Source organism: Stenotrophomonas sp. HMWF003 (genome assembly GCF_003061285.1).
Classification (GTDB): domain Bacteria; phylum Pseudomonadota; class Gammaproteobacteria; order Xanthomonadales; family Xanthomonadaceae; genus Stenotrophomonas; species Stenotrophomonas maltophilia_AP.
This window is the reverse complement of the sequence record NZ_QAIW01000220.1, coordinates 1-2,700: the sequence shown is the minus strand read 5'-3', so window position 1 is coordinate 2,700 and position 2,700 is coordinate 1. Positions and strand designations below refer to the sequence as shown.

The 2,700-nt window shown below is 68.1% G+C and carries 2 protein-coding genes and 2 pseudogenes; 1 reads left to right on the top strand and 3 read right to left on the bottom strand.

The annotated features are described in order from the left end of the window. A pseudogene (locus DBR34_RS22455) lies at positions 1-193 on the top strand (calcium-binding protein); the annotation flags it as partial. Between the two features lie 276 nt (positions 194-469). On the opposite strand, the gene DBR34_RS08875 reads toward DBR34_RS22455, so the two are convergent. The 3 genes and pseudogenes from DBR34_RS08875 to DBR34_RS08865 form a co-directional block, all read right to left on the bottom strand. Further along, positions 470-1,468, bottom strand: coding sequence for a bile acid:sodium symporter family protein (locus DBR34_RS08875; protein WP_128096525.1), 999 nt, complete (start codon positions 1,466-1,468; stop codon positions 470-472). Positions 1,469-1,520: 52 nt separating this feature from the next. Then, entirely contained in the window at positions 1,521-2,051 is a 531-nt protein-coding gene (locus tag DBR34_RS08870; RefSeq protein WP_128096524.1) for a protein tyrosine phosphatase family protein, read from the bottom strand. A 14-nt stretch (positions 2,052-2,065) separates the two neighbouring features. Further along, positions 2,066-2,700 (bottom strand): annotated as a pseudogene (locus tag DBR34_RS08865) (DNA primase); the annotation flags it as partial.

Genomic DNA, 2,700 nt, shown 5'->3' with positions numbered 1-2,700 from the left:
GGACCTGCCGCTCTACAGCGTGCGCCTGGAAGCGTTGCGGGGTCACTTCTGGGCCTGCGTCCAACCATGCCGCGCGATCCCGCTGACCGCGCGTCCGCCGCGCGCGCCGAAAGAAGATACCGACGCGGGCCGGCAATACGATCTTTGGATATGGATGCCTGCCTTGAGCGTTGCCACCCTGACCGACCGCTAGGGTCACCCTATGCGTGGCGAACAAGGCACCGAGTTTGCCTGGTGGATGTTGCGTGCGGCGAGGCGATGCGGGGCGCCCCGGCAGGGTCGTTTCCCAGATGACTGCCGACCGTGCGTCCCGGCCGATGGTGAGCATGACCCACACCGAAGCGCGCCCTGAGTGGCGCGGTAAGCGCGACTCCGCCGCCCAGGGAATGCCGACATCGCGCCGATTGGCGTTATCGGCAGTCGCTTGGGAAACGCTCCCGCCCAAGCCCTGTGCACGCGCCCGCGCGGTTCACTCCTGGTCGATGACGGGCGCCGGCGCGATGGGATCGCGCGCATACCGCTGCGCGATCATCGCGCAGACGATCAGCTGGATCTGGTGGTAGATCATGATCGGCAGCACGATCGCGCCCAGGCTGCCGCCGGCGAACAGCACCTTGGCGATCGGCACGCCGGTGGCCAGGCTCTTCTTGGAGCCGCAGAACAGGATGGTGATCTCGTCTTCGCGGTTGAAGCCCAGACGGCGGGCAATGAAGCGGATCAGCGGCATCGCGATGCCGAGCAGGACGGCGGCAACAAGGGCCACGGTGAACAGCGACACCAGTGGTGTCTTGCTCCATAGCCCTTCGCTGACCGCTTCGCCGAACGCCGAATACACTACCAGCAGGATGGTGGCCTGGTCGGTGTAACGCAGCAGCGCGCGCTGGCGTTCCACCCAGCCGGCAATCCACGGGCGCAGCAGGTGGCCGGCCACGAACGGCACCAGCAGCTGCAGCATGATGCTGGCGATGGCCTGCACCGGGTTGTGCATGCCGCCCTCTGTACCGGCCAGCACGGCCAGCAGCAGCGGGGTAAGGAACACGCCGAGGATGCTCGACAGCGAGGCGCTGCATACCGCCGCCGGGACGTTGCCGCGCGCCATCGAGGTGAAGGCGATGGACGACTGCACCGTGGACGGCAGCGCGCACAGGAACAGCACGCCGATGTACAGCTCGGGCGTGAGCAGCCAGCCATCCAGCGGTTTGAACAGCAGCCCCAACAGCGGGAACAGCACGAAGGTGCAGGCCAGGATGGTCAGGTGCAGGCGCCAATGCAGCATTCCGGCCACGATCGACTCACGCGGCAGTCGCGCGCCGTGCAGGAAGAACAGCGCGGCGATGGCCACGTCGGTGACATCGTCGAGCACCATCGCCGCCGCGCCGTGCATGGGCAGCAGCGAGGCCAGCAGTACGGTGCAGAGCAGGGCGAGGGTGAAATTGTCCGGTCGCAGGCGCGACCACCAGGGCTTCATGCGCGGCATGCTCCTGTGTGGGGGAAAAGAGGGGCGGGAAAGACGCGCGGATTCAACGCGTGGCCGCTTGTTCGATCAGGACACGGGCAGGCGCTTCCAGCGAGGTCATGCCGGCATCGCGACCCAACTGCAAGGCCTGGTCGACCGAGGCACCATCGCGTGCCTGCACCAGCGCCAGCAGCGCACCGGCGCGATTGCCCGAGGCGCAATGCACCAGCACCGGACCGCTGCTCTGCGCCAGTACCGTGCGCAGCGCGCGCGTATTGGCGTCGGTCAGGCCGGCAGCACCGGCCACCGGAATACGCACGTAGCGCAGGCCCAGGCGCTCGGCGGCGGCGGTCTCATCAAAGCCGCGGTCTTCATCGGGTTGGCGCAGGTCGATCACGGTGGTGATGCCGGCGGCAGCGGCCTGTTGCAGCTGCGCCGCGCTGGGCTGGCCGGCGCTGTACAGCTGCGGGCGGGGCTGCGCGAACGGCAGTTCGGTGGCCCAGGCGGGCAGGGCGAGCCCAACCAGTGCGGCACAAACGCCCAGACGGACGCAGCGGGGAAGGGAGGCTGCAGGTTTCAGGGTGGGAAGCGCCATGGCGACTGCGTCGGTCAGAAGCGGAGGGTGCTGCGCGCCTTGAGCAGTTCACGCAGTTCGTACTTGTCAGTATCGTCCAGACCCTGCTGGCCCTGCTTTGCCTGAAGCTCGTCCAGACGTTGCATCAACAGCTGTTTCTCCAGCTGCGCTACCGCATCGTGCAATTCCTGGGTCCACATGGCCTCATCGCCGGGCAGGGTCTGCGCGGCCAGCTTGTGCAGCGACTCCTGCTCTTCGCGGCCCTCGAAGTGCTCCAGCAGCGCGCCGGTGCTGATGTCCGGGCGCTGCTCCACCAGGCCCAGCAGCTCCAGCAGCAGGTCGATGCCAGGCAGGCGCAGGCCGTTGAAGTGATGGCCTTCCAGGGTCATGGCCAGGGACGGTTGCTGCAGCAGGATCGCGATGGCCGCGCGCACCAGGCTGCGCCGCTGGGTGGGCGCCACTGCGCGGGCGGGCGGGCGCGAGGGCTGCGCGGACGCGGTGGGTTTGGCGCCCAGGCCGGTAAGCGTGGTCAGCTGCTGCTTCATCAGGTCGCCGAAGGCGCCGTCGGGAATCTGCGCCAGCATCGGCTTGGCCCGCTCGGCCAGCCGCGCCTTGCCGTCCAGCGTGGCCATGTTGACCTCGCGGGTAAGCTCGTCGAAGAAGAACTGCG